The 16135-nt window shown below is 70.3% G+C and carries 14 protein-coding genes; 8 read left to right on the top strand and 6 right to left on the bottom strand.

All coding sequences use genetic code 11. The features are described from left to right. Positions 1 to 115 precede the first annotated feature (115 nt). Positions 116 to 385: a 30S ribosomal protein S15 gene (gene rpsO, locus DW296_RS10230; protein WP_017203073.1), complete on the top strand. Its 270-nt coding sequence runs from the start codon at positions 116 to 118 to the stop codon at positions 383 to 385. A gap of 99 nt (positions 386 to 484) precedes the next feature. On the opposite strand, the gene DW296_RS10225 is transcribed toward rpsO, so the two are convergent. Then, entirely contained in the window at positions 485 to 1489 is a 1005-nt protein-coding gene (locus DW296_RS10225) for an isopenicillin N synthase family dioxygenase (RefSeq protein WP_136052146.1), read from the bottom strand. 152 nt (positions 1490 to 1641) lie between these two features. Here DW296_RS10225 and efeU point away from each other — a divergent pair, with 152 nt between their 5' ends. The 3 genes from efeU to efeB are packed head-to-tail and all read left to right on the top strand — an operon-like array spanning position 1642 to position 5139. After that, positions 1642 to 2580 (top strand): iron uptake transporter permease EfeU, encoded by a 939-nt coding sequence (gene efeU / locus DW296_RS10220; protein ID WP_136052145.1) that lies wholly within the window; start codon positions 1642 to 1644, stop codon positions 2578 to 2580. Next, positions 2577 to 3809 carry an iron uptake system protein EfeO gene (gene efeO, locus DW296_RS10215; protein ID WP_136052144.1) on the top strand — a complete coding sequence of 411 codons (1233 nt, stop codon included), beginning with the start codon at positions 2577 to 2579 and terminating at the stop codon, positions 3807 to 3809. The genes efeU and efeO overlap by 4 nt, the downstream gene beginning before the upstream one ends. A 25-nt stretch (positions 3810 to 3834) precedes the next feature. Further along, entirely contained in the window at positions 3835 to 5139 is a 1305-nt protein-coding gene (gene efeB, locus DW296_RS10210) for an iron uptake transporter deferrochelatase/peroxidase subunit (protein WP_136052143.1), read from the top strand. A 7-nt stretch (positions 5140 to 5146) separates the two neighbouring features. Here the strand turns inward: efeB and DW296_RS10205 are convergent, their stop codons facing one another. Further along, entirely contained in the window at positions 5147 to 6034 is an 888-nt protein-coding gene (locus DW296_RS10205) for a serine hydrolase domain-containing protein (protein ID WP_136052142.1), read from the bottom strand. Beyond that, positions 6031 to 7161, bottom strand: a complete 1131-nt coding sequence (locus DW296_RS10200; protein ID WP_136052141.1) for an acyltransferase family protein — start codon at positions 7159 to 7161, stop codon at positions 6031 to 6033. Before DW296_RS10200 ends, DW296_RS10205 begins: the two co-directional genes overlap by 4 nt. Before the next feature lie 111 nt (positions 7162 to 7272). Between DW296_RS10200 and DW296_RS10195 the strand changes: the two genes are divergently transcribed. Further along, positions 7273 to 8499, top strand: a complete 1227-nt coding sequence (locus tag DW296_RS10195; protein ID WP_025103205.1) for an LLM class flavin-dependent oxidoreductase — start codon at positions 7273 to 7275, stop codon at positions 8497 to 8499. A gap of 1 nt (position 8500) precedes the next feature. After that, complete coding sequence (locus DW296_RS10190; RefSeq protein WP_025103206.1) at positions 8501 to 9145, top strand: FMN reductase; 645 nt, start codon at positions 8501 to 8503, stop codon at positions 9143 to 9145. Between the two features lie 110 nt (positions 9146 to 9255). Here DW296_RS10190 and DW296_RS10185 read toward each other — a convergent pair whose 3' ends face one another. Together DW296_RS10185 and DW296_RS10180 are read right to left on the bottom strand one after the other, a co-directional pair. Then, on the bottom strand, positions 9256 to 9435 hold the full coding sequence (locus DW296_RS10185) for a DUF5302 domain-containing protein (protein ID WP_136052140.1): 180 nt from the start codon (positions 9433 to 9435) through the stop codon (positions 9256 to 9258). Between the two features lie 39 nt (positions 9436 to 9474). Then, positions 9475 to 10059 (bottom strand): DedA family protein, encoded by a 585-nt coding sequence (locus DW296_RS10180; RefSeq protein ID WP_136052139.1) that lies wholly within the window; start codon positions 10057 to 10059, stop codon positions 9475 to 9477. A 140-nt stretch (positions 10060 to 10199) separates the two neighbouring features. Between DW296_RS10180 and DW296_RS10175 the strand changes: the two genes are divergently transcribed. Continuing rightward, complete coding sequence (locus DW296_RS10175; RefSeq protein WP_136052138.1) at positions 10200 to 12140, top strand: GDSL-type esterase/lipase family protein; 1941 nt, start codon at positions 10200 to 10202, stop codon at positions 12138 to 12140. Between the two features lie 13 nt (positions 12141 to 12153). On the opposite strand, the gene DW296_RS10170 is transcribed toward DW296_RS10175, so the two are convergent. Continuing rightward, positions 12154 to 13464: a UDP-glucose dehydrogenase family protein gene (locus DW296_RS10170; RefSeq protein ID WP_136052137.1), complete on the bottom strand. Its 1311-nt coding sequence runs from the start codon at positions 13462 to 13464 to the stop codon at positions 12154 to 12156. Positions 13465 to 13823: 359 nt separating this feature from the next. Between DW296_RS10170 and DW296_RS10165 the strand changes: the two genes are divergently transcribed. Then, on the top strand, positions 13824 to 16097 hold the full coding sequence (locus DW296_RS10165) for a polyribonucleotide nucleotidyltransferase (RefSeq protein ID WP_060921087.1): 2274 nt from the start codon (positions 13824 to 13826) through the stop codon (positions 16095 to 16097). The last annotated feature ends 38 nt before the right edge of the window (positions 16098 to 16135 follow it).

Genomic DNA, 16135 nt, shown 5'->3' with positions numbered 1-16135 from the left:
CGTGGTCGTTCGGGCTGGTAGACTCGTCAGGTTGCCGTTCGATCGGCCGCGGATAAAGAGAGCTCACGCATCAGGCGTCGGGCGCCGCGCAACAAGCAGAGAGGGGATCGAATCTATGGCACTGGAAGCAGACGTCAAGAAGGCGATCATCGAAGAGTACGCGACGCACCCCGGTGACACCGGATCCCCCGAGGTGCAGGCCGCGATGCTGACGCAGCGCATCAAGGACCTCACCGAGCACCTGAAGGAGCACAAGCACGACCACCACTCGCGTCGTGGTCTGTTCCTGCTCGTGGGTCAGCGCCGTCGTCTGCTCGGCTACCTCCAGAGCGTCGACATCGAGCGCTACCGCTCGCTGATCGCACGCCTTGGTCTTCGCCGATAAGGCACCACGGACCCAGCGTTCAATCGCGCAGAACATTCTTGAGAAGGCCGCCCCACGGTGTGGGGCGGCCTTCGTCATGTCGTGGCGGTGTGGATCCGCTCAGGCGGTCGCCTGCACCAGGTCGGGGTGGTGGATGGCTGCCACGTCGGGGTGCGCCCGCAGGCGGGACTTCATGGCGTTCTCGCCGTAGGTCGCGTGGATCGGATTACTCGGGTCCTCGGTGACTCCGGTCGCCTCGGCGGCGAGCTCCGCGGGGAGCTCGAGGAGCGGCAGCTGCTGGTCGAGCGCGGGGTTGAAGAAGAACGGGATCGAGATCCGCTCCTCCGGCGCCCGCGGCGAGATCACGCGGTGGTTCGTGGCCTTGAGGTATCCGCCGGTGGCGTACTCCAGCAGCTCGCCGATGTTGACGACGAACGCGCCGGGCACCGGGGGAGCCGACACCCACTCGCCGTCACGCTCGACCTGGAGACCGCCCTTGCCGGGCTCGACCCAGAGCAGTGTCAGCACACCGGAGTCCTTGTGCGCGCCGACGCCCTGCTGCGGTTCCGGCTCGTTCGTGCCCGGATACCGCACGATCTTGATCAGGGTCGACGGCTCGCGGAACGGCTCGTCGAAGTAGGTCTCCTCCGCCCCGAGGGTGAGAGCCCAGGCGCGCAGGAGCTTGCGGGCGATCTCCGTCAGGGTGTCGTGCCACTCCGTGACGATCTCCTTCAGCTCCGGCTGCGCGGCGGGCCAGAGGTTCGGGCCGGTGAGGCGGTTGAAGACGGGCCCGCCCTCGACCGGCTCGCGCTCGGGGCCGATGTCGATCTGTTCGCGCCAGTCGACCTTGCCCTGGGTCCGCTCGCCGCCGATCCGGGTATAGCCGCGGAAGTGCGGGCTGTTGACGTTCTCGATCGCGAGCTTGTCCTCCTCCGGCAGCGCGAAGAAGTCGAGGGCGGCCTGGTGCAGCCGCGCTTCGAGCTCCGGCGAGATCCCGGTGCCGGTCAGGTAGAAGAAGCCGACGTCGTGGGTGGCCGCGCGGAGGTCGTCGCGGAAGCGCGCCGCGGCCTCGGGGCCGTCGTCGAGCTGGGACAGGTCGAGGATGGGGAGCGAGAGTTCAGCCATGGACCGAGGCTATGTCGCAGATGAGGCCCGAGGATGCTCTGTTGCACTCCATTACTTCGGTGGGCGGTGTCGGGTGAGGTCCGGTCGCGGTGCTAGAGTCTCGGTGGTAAGGGATGCCTTACCTCAGTCGCCCGTCAGAGAGTGTGTCTCCCGTGCTCGCCACTTTCCTCATCGGACTCCGCGAGGGTCTCGAAGCCGCGCTCGTCGTCGGCATCCTCGTCGCCTACCTCCGCCGGCTCGGGCGTCGTGACGCGCTGCCGCGGATGTGGGCGGGCGTCGGTCTCGCGATCGCTCTCGCTCTGGGCATCGGCGCGGTCCTGACCTTCGGGGCCTACGAGCTGACCTTCCAGGCCCAGGAGCTGATCGGCGGCGGTCTCTCGCTCGTCGCGGTGGCGATGGTGACGTGGATGATCTTCTGGATGCAGCGCGCCGGCCGCACCATGAAGGCGACGCTCGAGGGCGGCATCGACCGGGCGTTGACGGCCGGGGGCCTCTGGGCGCTCGTCGCGATCGGCTTCGTGTCCGTCGCGCGCGAGGGCATCGAGACCACGCTGCTGCTGTGGTCGATGGTACAGTCCTTCGGCGACGCCCCCTCGGCGCTCGTCGGCGCGCTCCTGGGACTCTCCGTGGCCGTCGTGCTTGGCTGGCTCATCTCCCGCGGGGCGCTGCGCCTGGACCTGCGGCGCTTCTTCGCCTGGACGGGCGGCTTCCTCGTGATCGTCGCGGCCGGCGTCCTCGCCTACGCGCTGATGGATCTGCAGGAGGCGGGCGCGCTTCCCGGCCCGTTCACCGCCGCCGCTCCGCTCGACCCGGTCACCGGCGCCGTCGCCGTGGGCGCGGCCGGCTTCCCGTTCGGCTGGGCGTTCGACGTGTCGGCGGCGATCGCTCCCGGCGGCGCGCTGGCCTCCGTCCTGCAGGCCACGGTCGGCTTCATGCCCGCCATGACATGGCTGCAGGTGCTCGCCTGGGGCCTCTACCTCCTCGTCGTGGGCGGGCTCTACCTCCGCGGCCTGCGCTCGGCACGCCCTTCGACGCGCGGCGCCTCCGCCGCCGCCCCGACGTCCTCCCTCACACAGCAAGGAGCAGCATGATCACCTCGCACCGGGTCCTCGCCGCGGCCGCCGCCGCGGGCACCGCCGTCCTCCTCCTCAGCGGCTGCGTCGCGAAGAGCGACGCCGCGGCGACCGGGGCATTCGACGTGTCGTCCACCGACACCGATTGCGCCGTCTCGGGCTCCACCGCGAAGAGCGGGACGCTGACGTTCGACGTGACGAACGACACCGATCAGGTCTCCGAGTTCTACTTACTGGCCGAGGACGGTCTGCGCATCGTGGGAGAGGTGGAGAACATCGCCCCGGCCGCGTCCCGCACGCTGACGGTGGTCGCCCAGCCGGGCGAGTATTTCACGCTCTGCAAGCCGGGCATGGTCGGCGACGGTGTCGGCCGGGCCTCGTTCACGGTGACCGGAGACCGGGTGGCGGTGGACGGCCCCGACGCCGAGCAGAAGCAGAAGGCCGTCGATCTCTACGGGGCTTTCGTGAAGGATCAGGTCGGGCAGCTCGTACCGGCCGTGGAAGACCTCGTGGCTGCGTACGAGTCCGGTGACGACGAGACCGCCCGCACGCTCTTCCCGCAGACGAGGGCGTTCTACGAGCGCATCGAGCCCGTCGCCGAGGCGCTCGGGGACCTCGACCCGCGGATCGACTACCGAGAGGTCGATGCGGTCGCGGAAGGGCTGGACTGGACCGGCTTCCACCGCATCGAGAAGGACCTCTGGGTGCCGGCGAAGGACGCGCTGAACGCCGACGGCGAGACGCCGGCGTGGCAGGACTGGGCGCCGTCCACGCCTGCGGAGCGCGCCGACTACGGCGATCTGCTGCTGGCCGACGTGCAGGAGCTGTACGACTACGTGCACTCGGACGACTTCACGACCGCGCTGGACGACCAGGGGATCGCCGGCATCTCCAACGGCGCGATCGCGCTGCTCGACGAGGTGGCCACGGGCAAGATCTCCGGCGAGGAGGACTGGTGGTCCGGCACGGATCTCTTCGACTTCGCCGCGAACGTCGAGGGCTCCAAGATGGCCTTCTCGCTCGTGCAGGACTTCGCCGCAGCACAGGGCGATCACGGTGAAGCCCTTGTCTCCGAGATCGAGAACGGCTACGCCGCCCTCGAGGAGTCCCTCGCCGCGCACGGCTCGCTCGCTGACGGGTTCGTCAGCTACGGCGAGCTGACCGAAGCGGACAAGCGGGAGTTCACCGATCTCATCAACGCCCTGGCTGAGCCGCTCTCGCAGCTCACCGGCACGGTGCTCGACTGACGACGGCACACGGAGAAGCACGGACGTGAACGAGTCGGAACCGGAGGCCCGGGAGACGGCAGCGGGGTCGCCTCCCGCGCCCTCCCGCGGCGGCCTCAGCCGCCGCGGGCTGCTCGGGCTGGCCGTGGGCGGTGGGGTCGCGGGCCTGGCCGTCGGCCTGGGAGCCGGGACGGCCGGCGGCGTGGCGCTCGGACGCGCACGCGCCGCGGAGGAGGCCGAGTCGCGGTACGAGTTCTTCGGCGCGCACCAGGCGGGCATCACGACGCCGGTGCAGGACCACCTGCACTTCGCGAGTTTCGACATGATGCCTCGCACCGACCGGGACGACCTCCTCTCCCTGCTTCAGGACTGGTCGTACGCCGCGGCACGGATGACGCAGGGGCTGGAGGTGAGTGCGAGCGGCGCGGTGAACGGTCCCGCCGAAGCGCCCCCGGATGACACGGGGGAGGCGCTGGGGCTCCCCGCCGCGGGCCTGACCCTCACGTTCGGGTTCGGTCCGGGGCTGTTCGAGAACGAGGACGGCGATCGCTACGGTCTGGCCGCCCGGCGGCCGCCCGGTCTCGAACGGCTCCCCGCGTTCCTCGGGGACGACCTCGACCCCACGGCGTCGCACGGCGACCTGTGCATCCAGGCCTGCGCCGACGACCCCCAGGTCGCCGTGCACGCGATCCGCAACCTCAGCCGCATCGCGTTCGGACGGGCGCGCCTGCGCTGGTCGCAGCTCGGATTCGGCAAGACCTCGCGCACGACGGCAAGCCAGGCCACGCCGCGGAATCTCTTCGGCTTCAAGGACGGCACGGCCAACATCCTCGCCGACGACATCGCGGCGCTGGCCGACCACGTCTGGGTCGCCGAGGGCGACGAGCCGTCCTGGATGGCGGGCGGTTCGTATCTGGTCGCCAGGAAGATCGCCATGCTCATCGAGACCTGGGACCGGGTGCGCCTGGCCGAGCAGGACACGATCATCGGACGGGACAAGGGGGTCGGGGCGCCGCTCTCCGGAGGCGACGAGTTCACGGCTCCGGACTTCCACGGCACGACGATCGATGCGAACAGCCACGTCCGGGTCGCGCATCCCGAGCAGAACGACGGCATCCGCATCCTGCGCCGCGGGTACAACTACGTCGACGGCAACAACACTCTGGGGCGCCTGGATGCCGGGCTGTTCTTCCTGTCCTACCAGCGCGATCCCGCGCAGTTCATCGGCCTGCAGCGCCGACTGTCGACCGATCGTCTCAACGAGTACATCCGTCACGTGGGCTCGGGCATCTGGGCCATCCCGCCGGGAGCGCGACCGGGTTCGTACGTGGGGGCGGAGCTGTTCGCCTGAGCAGGACTCAGGGGGAGACCGCGACCTCTTCGAGGACACCGACGGTCGCGGCCGCGAAGGCATCCGCCCCGGCGTGATCGTGAGCGGTGACGGTCACGACCGCGTCGTGGAGGAACAGGAGGAGCTGGCCGTGGGCCCCGTGCAGCCGCCACGCCCGCCCCGGACCCTGCCAGCCCGCGAGCGCATAGCGGTCGTAACCCGGGTTGACGCCCGCGACGACGCCGTCCTGATGCATGGCGTCGATCCACTCGGGCGAGACCAGCTGTCCACCCCGCCAGGAGCCGCGATCGCGGATGAGCAGCCCCAGGCGCGCGACCTCCTCGGTGCGGAGCGGCAGGCCGCCACCCGCCTCGATGCGTCCGTTCGGGCAGCGGGACCACGCCACGTCCTCGATGCCGAGCGGGGCGAAGAGGCGCGTCGAGAGGTAGTCGCCGACGTCGCCCACCCGGGTCGAGAGGGCGGTCATCGCGGTGTAGGTGCTCGCGTTGGAGTACTGGAACACACGCCCGCGCGAGGGTCGTCGCAGGAACTCGCGGGCCAGATCCGGCCAGTCCGTCATCAGCGTCTCGGACCACGGCAGGTCGATGCCGCTCGACATCGACAGCAGGTGACGCAGGGTGATGTGAGCGACGCCCTCTCCGAGTTCGTGGTCCGGCAGGAGGGTGGCGACGGTATCGTCCAGGCGGATCAGCCCGTCGTCGGCGGCGAGCGCGGCGGCCAGCACGCAGACGCCCTTCGCGATCGAGTGCACGTCCTCACGCACGTCGGGCGTCCAGCGGTGATCCGCGATGTCGTCGCCGATGCGCACGTGGAGCCCGTGCGCGGCGAACCCTTGGGAGTCGGCGATCGCCACGAGCCGGTCCCGGACCTCGGACGCGGGGTGGGCGGCTGTCATCGCGGACGCCGGGAGCCGGTCGGATCGTTCCGGCGGCCTTCCCGCGAGGCGAGCTCGGGGTCGGCGAACAGCCACCGCGGCCGCGGCTCCACGAGCGGACGGAACACCCGCCGCACGGGCTTGGTCGCGAGCAGCAGCGCGAGGACCACCGACAGCGCCGTGACCGCAGGGAGCCAGAACCAGGTCGGCTCGAGGTCGCGCAGCACGCCGCTCTCGCGGAACGGGTAGAGCACGAAGGAGTGCAGGAGGTAGACGTACATCGTGTACTGGCCGAACGTGGTCCACCAGTACGCTCCGCGCGGGATGAGGGCGAAGAAGGCGGTGCACAGCACGACCGCCAGCAGCATGAGCAGGATGCGGATGCCGCCAGCCCACCACTGGTCGCCGACGAGGTCGACGTAGGAGTCTTCGTAGAACAGCCAGTGCCGCAGGTCGACCGCCTGCCACAGCGGCAGCCAGTTCCACGCCGCCCATCCGGCCGTGCCGAGGACGACGAGCGCGAGGACGCGGCTCCACCACGGGCGGACGTCGAGGAGGCGGAGGCGGTCGACGACGTTCCGCTCCCGGAGCCACCAGCCCAGGGTGAAGAACGGCAGCAGGCCCAGGGTCCGGGAGAGCGAGAACGTGCTGTCGACGTTCGGGAGGTAGCCGGCGCCGACGGAGATCACGACCGTCCACAGCAGCGGCCAGCGCAGCAGCGCGAGGTAGGGGAGGACGAGACGGAAGATCCCGAGCGCGAGCAGGAACCAGAGCGTCCAGCTGGGCTGGGTCGGATTCGGGGTGGTCTCTCCCTCCACCAGCCACTTCGTGAGCGTCCAGAGCGCCTCGAAGATGACGTAGGGGAGGATGATGTCGGTGATGACGCGGGCCATCTGCGTCCGGGTGGGGGAGCCCGACTTGGAGAAGTAGCCCGAGATGATGGCGAACGCCGGCATGTGGAACGCGTACAGCGCCAGGTAGAGGGCGAAGGCGATGTCCGAGTCGTAGCTGAGGCGCTGGATGGCGTGACCCAACACCACCAGGACGATGCAGGCGTATCGCGCGTTGTCCCAGAAGGGCACGCGTCGGCGTTTGCGGGCGACCGGCCCTGTGTGGGGCCCCGTCGTCCCGACTCCGGTGGTGCTCATTCTCCGAGGCTACCGGCCGGGAATAAAGTTGCCCTGCACGCGTTGACCCAATTACATTCAAATGAATAGAACCGGATGTCCGACATCCGATTCGGAGAACACGGAGCAATCATGAGCGAGCAGTCAGGCGCGCAGGCGATGCAGTTCGGCATCATGTCGGTCAGCGACATCACCCGCGACCCCACCACGGGAGTCACCCCCAGCGAGCAGGAGCGGATCAAGGCGACGCTGGCCATCGCCACGCATGCCGAGGAGGTGGGCCTCGACGTCTTCGCCATCGGCGAGCACCACAACCCGCCCTTCTGGTCGTCCAGTCCCACGACGTTCCTCGCCGCGCTCGCCGCCCAGACGGAACGCCTCATCGTCTCGACCTCGACGACGCTGATCACGACGAACGACCCTGTGCGCATCGCCGAGGAGTACGCCATGCTGCAGCACGTCTCGGACGGCCGCATGGACCTCATGCTGGGCCGCGGCAACACCGGCCCGGTGTACCCGTGGTTCGGGCAGGACATCCGTCAGGGCCTTCCGCTCGCGATCGAGAACTACGCGCTGCTGCACAAGCTGTGGCGTGAGGACGTCGTCGACTGGGAGGGCAAGTTCCGCACCCCGCTGCAGGGCTTCACGTCCACGCCCCGTCCCCTCGACGGCATCGCCCCATTCGTGTGGCACGGTTCGATCCGCACTCCGGAGATCGCGGAGCAGGCCGCGTACTACGGCGACGGTTTCTTCGCGAACAACATCTTCTGGCCGAAGGAGCACTACCAGCGCCTCATCGAGCTGTACCGTCAGCGCTTCGAACACTACGGCCACGGCACGCGCGAGCAGGCGATCGTCGGTCTGGGCGGCCAGGTGTTCATGGCCGCGAAGTCGCAGGACGCGGTGAACCAGTTCCGCCCGTACTTCGACAACGCGCCCGTCTACGGTCACGGCCCCAGCATGGAGGACTTCACCGAGATGACCCCGCTGACCGTGGGATCGCCGCAGCAGGTGATCGACCGGTACGCGGCGATGCGCGAGCACTATGGCGACTACCAGCGCCAGCTGTTCCTCATCGACCACGCGGGTCTGCCGCTGAAGACGGTCCTGGAGCAGCTCGACATCCTCGGCTCCGAGGTCGTGCCGGTGCTCCGCAAGGAGCTCGCGAAGGACCGCCCGTCCACGGTGCCCGACGCGCCGACCCACGCCGCGCGCGTGCAGGCGACGTACGGTGACGGGCCCACCCGGCAGGCGCGCCCCGGTGCGAACCGCGGAGACAACCTCACCGGGGACTCGCCCTACCAGGACACGCCGGCGCCCGCTGGTGCCGCATTCGGACTCGGCCGGAAGGAGGCCTGACATGACCACGCGTCGCATCGCCGTCGTCTCGGCGGGGCTGTCCAACCCGTCGTCCACCCGGATGCTCGCCGACCGGCTGGCCGCGGAGACCGTGAAGGCGCTCGCGGAGCGCGACATCGAGGCCACCGTCGACGTGATCGAGCTGCGCGACCATGCGCACGACATCACGAACAACATGCTGACCGGCTTCGCGCCTCCCGCACTCGAGACGGCGATCAACACCGTCGTCTCGGCCGACGCCCTCATCGCGGTCACCCCGATCTTCTCGACGAGCTACTCCGGGTTGTTCAAGTCGTTCATCGACGTGCTCGACCCGGACGCGCTCACCGGGAAGCCGGTGCTGATCGGAGCCAACGCGGGAACGCCGCGGCACTCCCTCGCGATCGACTACGCGATCCGACCGTTGTTCGCCTACCTGCATGCCGAGGCCGTCTCGACGGGCGTCTTCGCGGCGTCGAGCGACTGGGGCGGCGCGGGAGACGACGTCGCGCCGCTGGCCAAGCGGGTCGAGAAGGGTGCGAGGGAACTCGCCGAGGCCGTCGCGCGCAGGGATGCCGCTGCCGTCGTCGACCCGTACGACCCCGCCACCTACCTGGGTGAGGGACGCTCCTTCGGTCACATGCTCGGCGGTCTCGCCGGAGAGTGACCCGAACGGCTGCCTGACATGGACATGCCCCGCGCCTTCCGGTGCGGGGCACGTCCCTGTCTGCGGAGAGGGATGCGGGAGCAGGGAGACCGGCTCCCGCATCCGCGCGGTCAACCGCTCTTGCGTCGGAACTCGCGCCGCGTCTGCGGGGCGTTGGCGGCATGCACGGCGGAATCGCCGTCGAGGTGTGCCTCGCCCTGCCGGTGGTGCGCGTTCTTCTTCTCGAGCGCTTCCTTGAACTTGCGCTTCATGTCCTCGGAGGAGGAGCCGGCGCCTTCTTCGGTGCTCATGCTCCCGAGCCTAGAGCACGGCCGGACGGGCGGCGAGGGTCACCGCTCCCGCCCCCGGGTGAGTCGGTCGAGCCCGAGCCCCAGGGCGACGGCGAGTGCCACCGACACCGGGACGGCGACGAGAGGGCCCCCGGGCAGTACTGCGGCGACCATCGCTCCGACGGCGGCCTGGTAGCCCGCCCACCCGAGCGCGGCCAGGGTCACGAGTACCAGGTAGCGAGGTGGATGGATGCGGGAGGCGCCCGCCACGAGGTTCACGGCGAGCCGGGCGAACGGCACGAAGCGCGCGGTGAACAGTACCGTGGCCGTGCCGTGGTCCAGCCGCTCGCGTGCCCAGGCGAGGGCCTGCCGGACGCGGCGCCCTCGCATCCAGCCCCAGCGCTCGGTGCCGACGACGCGGCCGATCAGATAGCAACAGGCGTCGCCGAGCACCGCTGCCCCCGCAGCGCAGAGCACCACCGCCCAGAGCGCGGGCGTTCCGGTGGTCACCGCCACGGCGCCGAGGGCGGTCACGGCAATCTCTCCAGGGATGACGACGAAGAACGCGTCACCGAGCACGAGCAGGCTCATCGCGGCCAGGCTCCAGGGGCCGGCGAGGACGTCAGCGAGCAGGTCTGTCGGCACGGGCGTCACTCTGCCCCGAGGTGGTGAACGGGAACCAACGCGCGGATAGCCGGTGACCCGTGATCCAGCATCCGGTGAACATCCGGTGCCCGACGCCGATTCCCCTCGGCGGGGACGGGGAGCGCCGCCATCCTGAGGGTGTGAGAGTCGCGATCGTCACCGAGTCCTTCCTTCCGCACATGAACGGTGTGACCGGATCCGTGATGCAGATCCTCCGTCACCTGGAGCGCCGAGGGCATGATTCCTGTGTGCTCGCTCCGGCCGCGATCGGAATCCCGGCGGAGCTGCACGGCGCGCCCGTCACGGCGATTACCAGCGTCCCGCTCCCGGGGTACCGGGACGTCCGGGTGGGCGCGGCGACCACTCGGAGGATCGGCGCGGAGCTCCACCGCTTCCGTCCCGACGTCGTCCACCTCGCGTCGCCGTTCGCGCTCGGGTGGCGGGGCCTGCTCGCTGCAGAACGAGGGGGTGTCGGAACGGTCGCGGCGTACCAGACCGACGTGGCCGCGTACACGGAGAGGTATCGCGTCGCGGCGACGACCGGGATCGCCCATGCCCACATCGCTCGACTGCACCGGAGGGCGACGCTCACCCTCGCGCCGTCCACCGAGTCGGCACAGCAGCTGAGCCGGCTCGGCATCGACCGCATCCGGTCCTGGGGGCGGGGTGTGGACGCCGAGCTCTTCCACCCCTCGCGGCGCAGCGACGCGCTCCGGGCCGAGTGGGGAGCCGAGATCGTCATCGGCTACGTCGGACGCCTCGCCCCCGAGAAGCAGGTGGAGGATCTCGCCGCGCTACACGGCATCCCCGGCACGCGTCTCGTCATCGTCGGAGACGGCCCCCGGCGGGAGCGGCTGCAGGAGCAGCTTCCCGACGCCCTGTTCCTCGGGCGGCTCGACGGGGAGGCGCTCGCCGCGGCGCTGGCCTCCTTCGACGTCTTCGTGCATCCGGGGGAGAGCGAGACCTTCGGGCAGACGCTCCAGGAGGCGCACGCAAGCGGTGTTCCCGTGGTCGCCACAGGCAGAGGAGGCCCGCTCGATCTCGTCCGACACGGCATCGACGGATGGCTGTACCGACCAGGAGACCTCGCAGACCTCCGCCATCGCGTGACCGCGCTCGCCGGAGACGAGCGTCGGCGTCGGGAGTTCGGGGAGGCGGGCTGGAGCGCGGTGCAGGGCCGGAGCTGGGCGCACCTCGGAGATCAGCTCCTGGATCACTTCGAGGAGGCGCGGAGGCTGCACGCCGTGGACCGTCGGCTGGGCGCTCGGCGCCTCGTCCGACCGGAGCCGGCCCCGCCCGCGCCCGCGCGCCGGTGGCGAAGGATCGTCGCCCTCGGCGACTCCGTGACCGAGGGGCTCTGCGACCCCGGCCCCGACGGGGCGCTCCGCGGGTGGGCGGACCGGCTCGCGCTGCTTCTCGCCGCGCGGGGTGGCCTCCACTACGCGAACCTCGCGATCCGCTCGAAGCGCGTGGCCGACGTATGCGGCCGGCAGGCGGAGAGAGCGCTGGACCTCCGCCCCGATCTGGTCACCGTGCTGGTGGGTGCCAACGATCTTGTGAGGCACCGCGTCGACGTGGCCGCGCTCGCCGCGAGCCTGGAGGCCGCGGTGCGGCGGCTGCGCGCGACCGGTGCCGACGTGATCCTGGTCACCCCGTTCCTGCCCGCCCGCCGCGCGGCGGCGCTGTACGCGCGGCGCTTCTCCGCCTTCGCCACGGCGCTCGCAGGGGTCGCTGCGCGGACCGGTTCGATCCTCATCGACACGGATCTGCATCCGGAGCTGGGGGAGCGGCAGCACTGGGGCGAGGACCTCGTGCACCTCGGCAGTCGAGGACACCGCTTCCTCGCCTACCGCGTCGCGGAGGTGCTCGGGGTACCGCACGCCGACGCGCTGGGAGTGCTGGATGCGGCGTTGCACGAGAACGAGCCGATCGGACGCGCCGCCTGGTGGCGGCAGTACGCGCTCCCGTGGGTGTGGCGACGACTGCACGGCCGCGCCGCGGGGGACGGGCGTCGGGCGAAGCACGAAGACTACGTCTACGTCGGGCGCTCCACGGTGCCGCAGGACGCCGGCGTGGTCTGACCGACGGGAGGTCTCAGCGTCGCCCCATCCCGCGGTACGTCCAGCCGGCAGCCCGCCAGGCGTCGGCGTCCAGACAGTTCCGCCCGTCGATCACGATGCGGCCCCGCACGAGTCCGCCGGCGTGCTGCGGAGTGAGCTCGCGGCGGTACTCGTCCCACTCCGTGACGACGACGACCGCATCCGCGTCCCGCAGGGCCTCGTCCCTGGACGCGGCGTACCCGAGCTGCGGATGCCGTGCGCGGGCGTTCTCGAGCGCCGCGGGGTCGGTCACCACGACGTCGGCGCCCAGTCCCCGCAGCCGCACGGCCACCTCCAGAGCGGGAGAATCGCGGACGTCGTCGCTGAAGGGCTTGAAGGCAGCGCCGAGGACGGCGATCCTCCGCCCGAAGACGAGGCCGCCGAGGGCATCCACCACGAGCCGCACCCCCCGATCCCGTCTGCGGAGGTTGATGGCGTCCACCTCGTGCAGGAAGCCGACGGCCTCCCCGCGTCCGAGCTCTTCGGCGCGCGCCGCGAACGCGCGGATGTCCTTGGGCAGGCAGCCGCCCCCGAACCCGATCCCCGAGCCGAGGTAGCGGCGGCCGATGCGCGAGTCGTGTCCGAGTGCTTCGGCGAGCAGGGTGACGTCCGCTCCTGCCGCCTCGGCGATCTCGGCCATGGCGTTGATGAACGAGATCTTCGTCGCGAGGAAGGCGTTGGCGGCACCCTTCACGAGCTCCGCGGTGGCGAGGTCGGTCACGAGGAAGGGCGAGCCCGCGTCGATCGCCCCGGCGTACACGCGGCGGAGCAGATCGACGGCGGCGGCGCCCTGCGGGGAGTCCTCGACCCCCACCACCAGACGGTCGGGGCGGAGGGTGTCGTGGACGGCCCAGCCCTCCCGGAGGAACTCGGGGTTCCAGACGAGGGTCGCGCCGGTCTGCGCGATCCGACGGGCCAGACGGGCGGCGGTTCCCACGGGGACCGTCGACTTCCCGGCCACCACCGCGTCCGGCCGCAGGTGGGGGAGCAGCCCGTCGATCGCCGCGTCGACGAAGCGGAGATCGGCCGCGGGGCCGGAGGCTGACTGCGGGGTGCCGACCGCGAGGAAGTGCACATCCGCACCGGAGGCGGCAGCCGGATCCGCGGCGAAGCGCAACCGCCCTGACTGCAGCCCCTCGTCGAGCAGCTCGGCGAGCCCCGGCTCGAAGAACGGCGCGGCACCCGCGGAGAGGCCGACCACCTTGCCCTCGTCCACGTCGATCCCCACGACATCGTGCCCGAGCGAGGCCATCGCCGCGGCGTGCACCGCTCCCAGATACCCGCATCCGATCACCGACATCCGCATGGGCTCAGCACAGCCGGGCCGTCTCTCGCTCCGGCGCACGGACGGTGAACGCCGGGTGACGGTCGGGTGTCGGGACTGCGCCGCGCGCATAACCCTCGGGTCTTGACGGACACGCTGGTAGTGTGGTCGAGGGTGACTCCGGTCACCCGACAATTTCACATCGACTCATGGAGCGATCGGCGGAGAAGCTGGTCCCCTGTGGTGGGTTCCTCGGCGCATGTCGGGTGGCTTTCTACTGGTGGCCAGCGCAGGCGAGATTCGCGGGAATGCCCGCGCGCCCGAACCCTTCCGTTCCGCTCCTTTGAACACGCTCGCGCGTCACACGGATTCGCGAGTCTAAACAAAGAAGGAGAGACCTCTTGGAAGGTCCTGAAATCACCGCCACCGAGGCCGTTCTCGACAACGGCCGCTTCGGCACCCGCACCATCCGCTTCGAGACCGGCCGCCTCGCGCAGCAGGCTCAGGGCGCCGTCGCCGCCTACCTGGACGGCGAGACCATGCTCCTGTCGGCCACGAGCGCGGGCAAGCACCCGCGTGAGGGCTTCGACTTCTTCCCGCTGACGGTCGACGTCGAGGAGCGCTCCTACGCCGCCGGCAAGATCCCCGGCTCGTTCTTCCGTCGTGAGGGTCGTCCCTCGACCGAGGCGATCCTGGTCTGCCGTCTGATCGACCGTCCGCTGCGTCCGTCGTTCGTCGACGGCCTGCGCAACGAGGTCCAGATCGTCATCACGGTCCTCTCGATCGCCCCGGGCGAGTTCTACGACGCCCTCGCGATCAACGCCGCGTCCGCGTCGACCCAGATCTCGGGCCTGCCGTTCTCGGGCCCCGTCGCCGGTGTGCGCCTCGCGTTCATCCCCGGCCACGGTCAGCACGAGGACCAGTGGGTCGCGTTCCCGACCGCCGAGCAGGTCTCCGAGGCCGTGTTCGACCTGATCGTCGCCGGTCGCGTGGTCACCAAGGCCGACGGCTCCGAAGACGTCGCGATCATGATGGTCGAGGCCGAAGCGACCGAGGGCAGTTGGAACCTGATCAAGGCCGGTGCCACCAAGCCCGACGAGACCATCGTGGCCCAGGGCCTCGAGGCCTCGAAGCCGTTCATCGCCCAGCTCGTCAAGGCGCAGGCCGAGCTCGCCGCCACCGCGTCGAAGGAGCCGGGTGTCTACCCGGTCTTCCCCGCGTACAGCGACGAGGTCTACGACTTCGTCTCCGAGCGCGCGTTCGCCGAGCTGAGCGACGTCTACCAGATCGCCGACAAGACCGAGCGCCAGAACGCCGACGACGCGATCAAGGACCGCGTCAAGGCCGAGCTCATCGAGGCCACCGAGGCGGGTTCGCTCCCGGCCGCGGCCCCGCTGGAGTTCTCCGCGGCGTACAAGTCCGTCACGAAGAAGATCGTCCGCGGTCGCATCCTCACCGAGGGCACCCGCATCGACGGCCGTGGGCTGGCGGACATCCGTCCGCTCGACGCCGAGGTGCAGGTCATCCCGCGCGTGCACGGCTCCGCGATCTTCCAGCGCGGTGAGACCCAGATCATGGGTGTCACCACGCTGAACATGCTCAAGATGGAGCAGCAGATCGACTCGCTGTCGCCCACGACCAGCAAGCGCTATATGCACCACTACAACTTCCCGCCCTACTCGACCGGTGAGACCGGCCGTGTGGGGTCGCCGAAGCGTCGCGAGATCGGGCACGGCTTCCTCGCCGAGCGCGCTCTGGTGCCGGTGCTGCCGAGCCGCGAGGAATTCCCCTACGCGATCCGTCAGGTGTCCGAGGCGCTCAGCTCCAACGGCTCCACCTCGATGGGCTCCGTCTGCGCGTCGACCCTGTCGCTGCTGAACGCGGGTGTGCCGCTGCGCGCTCCCGTCGCCGGCATCGCGATGGGTCTCGTCTCCGACGAGGTCAACGGGGAGACCCGCTACGCGGCGCTGACCGACATCCTGGGTGCGGAGGACGCGCTCGGTGACATGGACTTCAAGGTCGCCGGTACGAGCGAGTTCGTCACCGCCATCCAGCTCGACACGAAGCTCGACGGCATCCCGTCGTCGGTGCTCGCGGGCGCGCTGACCCAGGCCAAGGATGCTCGTCTGACGATCCTCAACGTCCTGAACGCCGCGATCGACGCCCCCGACGAGATGGCACCCACCGCGCCGCGCGTCATCAGCGTCCAGATCCCGGTCGACAAGATCGGTGAGCTGATCGGGCCGAAGGGCAAGACGATCAACGCGATCCAGGACGAGACCGGTGCGCAGATCTCCATCGAGGAGGACGGCACCGTCTACATCGGCGCGACCGACGGCCCCTCGGCCGAGGCAGCCCGTGCCCAGGTCAACGCGATCGCCAACCCGACCAACCCGGAGGTCGGCGAGCAGTTCCTCGGCACCGTCGTGAAGATCGCCACCTTCGGCGCCTTCATCTCGCTGCTCCCGGGCAAGGACGGGCTCCTGCACGTCACCGAGGTGCGCAAGCTCGCCGGTGGCAAGCGTGTGGAGAACGTCGAGGACGTGCTCTCCGTCGGCCAGAAGATCCTCGTGAAGATCACGAAGATCGACGACCGCGGCAAGCTGTCGCTCGAGCCCGTGCTCGACGACGCGCCCGCTGCGGACGAGGCTCCGGCCGAGGACGCCGCCGAGTAAGTCACGGATGACACGGAACCCGGGCTCCTCCGTCAGGA

Source organism: Microbacterium sp. K36 (assembly GCF_004794355.1).
GTDB classification, from domain to species: domain Bacteria; phylum Actinomycetota; class Actinomycetes; order Actinomycetales; family Microbacteriaceae; genus Microbacterium; species Microbacterium paraoxydans_D.
Note: the sequence above shows the minus strand (reverse complement) of the source record. Positions and strands in the feature narration are given on the sequence as shown.

Bases quoted from the DNA above. Each gene is read 5' to 3' on its own strand.
- rpsO (WP_017203073.1), top strand. From the start codon at position 116: ATGGCACTGGAAGCAGACGTCAAGAAGGCGATCATCGAAGAGTACGCG.
- DW296_RS10225 (WP_136052146.1), bottom strand. From the start codon at position 1,489: ATGGCTGAACTCTCGCTCCCCATCCTCGACCTGTCCCAGCTCGACGAC.
- efeO (WP_136052144.1), top strand. From the start codon at position 2,577: ATGATCACCTCGCACCGGGTCCTCGCCGCGGCCGCCGCCGCGGGCACC.
- DW296_RS10205 (WP_136052142.1), bottom strand. From the start codon at position 6,034: ATGACAGCCGCCCACCCCGCGTCCGAGGTCCGGGACCGGCTCGTGGCG.
- DW296_RS10200 (WP_136052141.1), bottom strand. From the start codon at position 7,161: ATGAGCACCACCGGAGTCGGGACGACGGGGCCCCACACAGGGCCGGTC.
- DW296_RS10195 (WP_025103205.1), top strand. From the start codon at position 7,273: ATGAGCGAGCAGTCAGGCGCGCAGGCGATGCAGTTCGGCATCATGTCG.
- DW296_RS10190 (WP_025103206.1), top strand. From the start codon at position 8,501: ATGACCACGCGTCGCATCGCCGTCGTCTCGGCGGGGCTGTCCAACCCG.
- DW296_RS10185 (WP_136052140.1), bottom strand. From the start codon at position 9,435: ATGAGCACCGAAGAAGGCGCCGGCTCCTCCTCCGAGGACATGAAGCGC.
- DW296_RS10170 (WP_136052137.1), bottom strand. From the start codon at position 13,464: ATGCGGATGTCGGTGATCGGATGCGGGTATCTGGGAGCGGTGCACGCC.